Annotated in this window: 8 protein-coding genes; 4 read left to right on the forward strand and 4 right to left on the reverse strand. The window is 64.4% G+C overall.

Features of this window, described 5'->3' with window-relative positions:
• Together AC2VON_RS21925 and AC2VON_RS21930 are read left to right on the forward strand one after the other, a co-directional pair.
• The coding region (locus tag AC2VON_RS21925) for a hypothetical protein (protein ID WP_486954750.1) at positions 1–248 on the forward strand (248 nt) is incomplete at its 5' end.
• A 201-nt stretch (positions 249–449) separates the two neighbouring features.
• Positions 450–1697 (forward strand): ISL3 family transposase, encoded by a 1248-nt coding sequence (locus AC2VON_RS21930; protein WP_486954751.1) that lies wholly within the window; start codon positions 450–452, stop codon positions 1695–1697.
• 509 nt (positions 1698–2206) lie between these two features.
• On the opposite strand, the gene AC2VON_RS21935 is transcribed toward AC2VON_RS21930, so the two are convergent.
• Together AC2VON_RS21935 and AC2VON_RS21940 are read right to left on the reverse strand one after the other, a co-directional pair.
• Positions 2207–2734, reverse strand: a complete 528-nt coding sequence (locus tag AC2VON_RS21935; protein ID WP_486954752.1) for a nucleotidyl transferase AbiEii/AbiGii toxin family protein — start codon at positions 2732–2734, stop codon at positions 2207–2209.
• Positions 2731–3072, reverse strand: a complete 342-nt coding sequence (locus tag AC2VON_RS21940; RefSeq protein ID WP_486954753.1) for a hypothetical protein — start codon at positions 3070–3072, stop codon at positions 2731–2733. Before AC2VON_RS21940 ends, AC2VON_RS21935 begins: the two co-directional genes overlap by 4 nt.
• Before the next feature lie 206 nt (positions 3073–3278).
• Here AC2VON_RS21940 and AC2VON_RS21945 point away from each other — a divergent pair, with 206 nt between their 5' ends.
• Positions 3279–3662 carry a hypothetical protein gene (locus tag AC2VON_RS21945; RefSeq protein ID WP_486954754.1) on the forward strand — a complete coding sequence of 128 codons (384 nt, stop codon included), beginning with the start codon at positions 3279–3281 and terminating at the stop codon, positions 3660–3662.
• The gene (locus AC2VON_RS21950) at positions 3659–4012 is read left to right on the forward strand and encodes a DUF5615 family PIN-like protein (protein WP_486954755.1); all 354 of its coding nucleotides are present in this window, start codon (positions 3659–3661) and stop codon (positions 4010–4012) included. Before AC2VON_RS21945 ends, AC2VON_RS21950 begins: the two co-directional genes overlap by 4 nt.
• Before the next feature lie 191 nt (positions 4013–4203).
• Here the strand turns inward: AC2VON_RS21950 and AC2VON_RS21955 are convergent, their stop codons facing one another.
• Complete coding sequence (locus AC2VON_RS21955; RefSeq protein ID WP_486954756.1) at positions 4204–4758, reverse strand: RES domain-containing protein; 555 nt, start codon at positions 4756–4758, stop codon at positions 4204–4206.
• Positions 4759–5220: an antitoxin Xre/MbcA/ParS toxin-binding domain-containing protein gene (locus tag AC2VON_RS21960; RefSeq protein ID WP_486954757.1), complete on the reverse strand. Its 462-nt coding sequence runs from the start codon at positions 5218–5220 to the stop codon at positions 4759–4761. It lies immediately after the preceding gene.
• Between the last annotated feature and the right edge of the window lie 110 nt (positions 5221–5330).

Genomic DNA, 5330 nt, shown 5'->3' on the forward strand with positions numbered 1-5330 from the left:
ATCAGGTGGTGAGCACGCTTAACTTGAACAGCGGCACGACCAACCCGAATTCCCTCGACATCACCGATGCGGCCATCGATCCGTCCAATTCGCAAGACGCTTACGTGATTTCGGGCGGTCTCGGCGGGGTGACCGAGGTGGATCTCGCCACCGGTGCGGTGGGAACGCCGGCAGGTTTGGGCACGAGTTTCTATGACCCCGGGGCCGAATCCATCGCCGCAGCTGACTTCATTCCGCCGATTCCGTAAGAGCCCGCCGATTCCGTAAGGAGGGCGAGAGATTTCGTGGCTCTCCCGGCATGAATGTGGATCGGTGACGGGGTTAACAGCTGTGGATTCGTTGGCTGGTAAAGAGATCCGCGTCACGGATCTGCGGTTGCGGGGCGGGTACAGGATGAGGGCTTTAGGTTCGGACGGTCTGTCAAGATCACTTGGACTCGGAGAGCCAGGGTGCCCATACGCGTCACTACCGCATTCAACCGCTTGTTGGCCCTGCCGGGCATCACCGTCAGCGACGTGTCCTTCGGCGCGGGCGTGGTCACCGTGACGGTAGTGTTGCGTCGGCGCCGGCTGTGCTGCCCGCGTTGTGATTACTCGACTCGGTCGCGTCATGACACCCGGCCGGTAGCCTCCTCGTGGCGGGGGCTGGCCTTGGGACCCTGGCAGGTGATCGTGCGCGCCGAGCTGCGCCGGGTGGACTGCCCGACCCACGGGGTGCTCACTGAGGGTGTGCCTTTCGCGCGCCCGGGTGCCCGGTTCACCCGCGACTTCGAAGACCTCGTCGCGTTCCTTGCGACCAAGACCGACAAGACGACGATCACCCGGCTGTACCGTATCGACTGGGACACGGTTGGCCGGATCTGCGCGCGGGTGGTGGCCGACGGACTGGACCCGGACCGCCTGGACGGGCTGGTCCACATCGGCGTCGATGAGGTCAGCTACAAGCGCCACCACAACTACCTGACCCTGGTCGCCGACCATGCCGCCGGCAAGATCGTGTGGGGTGCTGAAGGTAAGGACACCGCCACCCTCGATGCGTTCTTCACCGACCTCGGCGAACACCGCGCCGGGCAACTGGCCGCGGTCAGCATGGACATGGGTGCTGCGTTCAACAAGTCGGTTCGCACCCACGCCCCCAAAGCGGTGCGCTGCATCGATCCGTTTCACGCGGTCAAGATCGTCACCGACGCGCTGGACACGGTGCGCCGGGCGGCCTGGCAGCAGATGCGCGCCCTGGATGCCGAGAAGGCCAAGCGGTTCAAGGGCGCCCGGTGGGCGCTGCTCAAACGCCCCGAGACGCTTACCGACGAGCAGTCGGTAACGCTGCGCCGACTGCGCCGCCACGGCGGGGACGTTTGGCGCGCCTACAGCCTGCGGGAAGCGTTCCGTGCCATCTTCGACGGCGACCTGAACCCTGACGACGTCGCGGCGATGCTTGACCGGTGGATCAGCAAAGCCAGCCGCTCTCGGCTGGCCCCTTTCATCAAGGCCGCCAAGACTATCCGCAAGTTTCGTGACGGGATCCTGGCCGCCATCAGACTCGGCATCAACAACGGCCGCGCCGAGGGCCTGAACAACGTCGTGCGGCTGATCACCCGACGTGCCTACGGCTTTCACTCCGCCCAAGCGGCACTGGCCCTGGTCATGCTTACCTGCGGGCCCATCCACCTCCAGCTCCCGCATGAACGATCACCCTAACGATCCACATTCATGCCGGGAGAGCCGATTTCGTACGAGGGCCTGAGCCGGTCGCCGCCTCGGGGTTGACAGTGGCGGCGATTCACTCGGCGGCAGTGCCCTACCGTGCGGGCACTCCGGAGGTGGGGCGCGTCAGCGGCCGCATTCGGGGTGATCGCAGACGCACAGACCTCGGGCGTGCCTATGCACCCGTACCGGCGCCAAACAGTTCTGCGCCATCCGGAGCCACCTATCTACCATCGCCAAAACGGCCGGCCATCCCTCGACGCCCTCGTTCTGCTCGCAGAGGGCCGACCCTGGCTGCCCGCATAACCTGGCCAGTTGATTTGAGCCCAGTGACTTATGTGGGTTCGTTCGCCGGTGTCGACCGGGAACGCGATACGGTGATGGCGCACAGTGACTTCGGCGATGCGGACGCAGCTTCGGCTCAATGTATTGAGGGAAGCTGAAAGCCGATGCACGCCAGCTTGATCCGACGGGGTCGTACTCGACGTCAGCCCGACGGCCGCTCAGCTATCCCCGAATATCTGCTCGATGAAGAACTGCGACTTCGGCTCCAGGCGGTTGGGGCCGAAAAACCGTTCCGCCACATCGAGAACCTGGCCTGGGGTTGTCAGCCCAAGCTGATCGGCCAGAAAGCGGATGTCGTCGAGGTCTCGATCCGGTCTGGCGGCGTGGACCTTCAGCGCAAGCAGGTATTCCGTTGACGGGATGCTGACCCGCAGCCCGGGAACGTCAAGCACGACTCGCACGTTGCTGTCGTTACCTGGCAGGAATCCCTTTGCCGCGACGTTGATCCAGTCATCGGCCAGGCCGTGTCGCCTAGCGATATACCGAATCGCCTCGTGCACTACCGACTTGGGTTCGAATACGGTGTCCACGTCGCCGGTGAGCCGACGTGCGTCATACGCCAAAGCCATTGCCGTGCCGCCGACAACGAACAAGTCGCCGCGTGCGCCCCTTTCGTCCAGGCGCTGACCGACTTCGATGAGCAGGGCGACGATTTCGTCGCGGGTGAGCACCCGGCGGGCGTTCATACCGACACCAACGAGCCGTCCTCGATCAACACGCCGTGCAAAGAGAACGACGCCGGGCTATGGACCAAGGCATATGCGAACAAATTGGGGTGGCCTGGATACCAGAAACGACCCAGCACCCGCTCGGGGGTCCCGGTCCAGCTCGGAACCGCGCCGGTACTGGTGAACTTCGCATGAGCCGCCGCCGCGGACACGATGGCGTCGGTCACCCGGTTCCCGGTGAGGGGCGGCTCTGCGTCGAGGTCACTGGCGTCGGTGAGCCAGTCGGCGGTGAACCGGACGTACTCGCGTTCGGTGACTTCAGCAAGTGTCTTCGCCAGTTCGGCAGGGCTACTCACCGGGATCCACCTCCTACCCGCGGCCACTCTACCTGGTAGGACCGTCTGATTCCGACAGCCTCCCGAACATCGTCAGCCCCGGCCCGTAGGTTCAGCAACCATGAGCGCGCTGCTTCCCACCCTGCAGGCCCCGCGCTCGCGGCGATGGTTGGGCTCGACCTCCACAACGTCACGAGTTGACATTGTGCTACAACGCAATTACGTCGGTGAATGTATCGGTTCGTCTTGATGATCGCCTTGCTGAGCGACTGCGTCTTCGGGCGCGTGCGGCTGGGGAGACGCTGTCGGACCGGTTGCGTCGCTATGCCGAGGAGGGTGCGCGCCGCGATGAGCATCCGTTGATCACGTTTCGTGATGGGCCGACCGGTCGGCGGGCCGGAGTGATCGGCGGGCCGGACGTTTGGGAGATCGTCATGTGGCTCCACGATCTGGGGCCGGTCGACGACCCGGCTGCAGAGCTGATGTCAGACCGGGCGATCACGCGCTTCCAAGTCGATGCGGCACAGGCTTACTGCGCCGCGTACCCGGAGGAGATTCAGGCACGAATCGATCTGCATCGTGACGAGACGTCCACCGCCGGTACGCGGTGAAGGTGCTGTTGGACGAGATGTACCCGGCCAGGCTGGCGGCTGCGGTATGTGAAGAAGGCATCGAGGCGAGGACCGCGGCCGAGCTCGGTTTGGCCGGCGGCGCAGACCCGGATGTGTTCGCTGCGGCGATCGCCAGTGGGTATGCGGTGTTAACCGAGAATGTCGGCGATTTCACCCGGCTGGCCGCCGAACACAGCACCGCTGGCGGTCACCATCACGGAGTGCTGATTGCGCTCTCGTCGCGGTTTTCGCGCCAACCCGCGGGCTCCGCGGCGCTGGTCGCGGCGGTGAATGAAGCCGGCCAACAGCCGCTCGACGACCGCGTCGTCTACTTGAAGCAACCAATCTGATGAGGAATGCCGCAATCAGCACTGCGCCATCACCCGCGCCTGGTACGACGAGAACAACACGGCGCAGTGCGCAAAGATCGAGGACGGTGCGCAGGTCCTTATCAACGCGATGCGTCTGGTCGAAGCCGAGAAACCTGCGCGAAAGCCCTTGAGGGCTCAGGCAGGTAGCCGGACCATTCCGGGGCGATTGCCTATAGGGGCCGGTTGAGGCTCTTGGCTGCCGCGGCAACGGCTGGATGGTGGAGGTTCAGCTGCTCGAGTTCGACGAGCTTGGGCCGTTCCCAGCTGGCGATGACAGTCCATGCTGGCTGGTGGAAGGACCACCACTGCACCGCCTGCCATTTTCGGTCATCGATGGCGGGGGATCGCTGAGACCAGATCCGGTGCGCCCACTCGGAAGTGACTGCCAGGTTGCGCGTGACGATCTGTGTCGGTCGAAGCCCCAACTCTACGAGGCGGTGCGGATCATCGAGGTCGCAAATGCGCAGATCGTCAGGCAGTTCGTACACTCCCAGCGTCTTGCGTGCACCAGTTACTGCCGGAAAATCGAACATTGAGTCGATCCAGCGCGACAGGTTGCCGAATGCCTCGCCGCACGAGGCTTCGGATTGGCGAGCCAGGTACCACACGTAATAGTCGGGGTGGTCGGCCCGGCCACCGCGCTGCGGGCGGTGTTCATAGAGCGGATGCCCCGGCCGGCCGGGCAGAGCCGTATCAAGGTAGGGAAAAACGCGATATACCAGCACTCACGCCGCCCCGCCCCACATCTCGGCGTCGAGCGCTTGAAGAACCCGAGCGGCTCCTTCGGTGATGAGCACATCAAGCGGGCGGGCCCCCCCGAGGAAGGCGTTGGCGCTTTCCAGCCAGATGCGCGCTGAGTCCCCACCCCATACCAGGCGCGCCCGCGAATACACATGTTCTAGATCGATCAGCGCCGGAGCCGCGGCGGGGCCGGGACGCTCTTCGCCTGATGCCCATCGGGAGGTCTGTGATGGGCTGACGCCGATCAACTTCGCGAGTTGTACGCGTGAGAACACGTTTGCAAGGTACAAGACCCGCTGTTTAGACAAGGGATCGTCAGCGGCGATCCGACTCCTTCGCGCAGCTCCGACTACGGTCGCCTTCGCGGTGGGCGCCCTTTTCGCCGGAGTCCTGACGGCCACCTTCTGTGGCGCACTCTTGGCGTCGCCGGACTTCTTCGTAGCCATGTCACCACCCTACCCAGGGTGCCGGAAAAGTCACGTCTCATGAGGTCAGGATCAGTTTGAGGGCGTGATCTGGGTGTCTGGCGTGGTGACGTAGGCCGGCGGCGATGTTG

The organism is Mycobacterium sp. TH-M82, assembly GCF_057473605.1.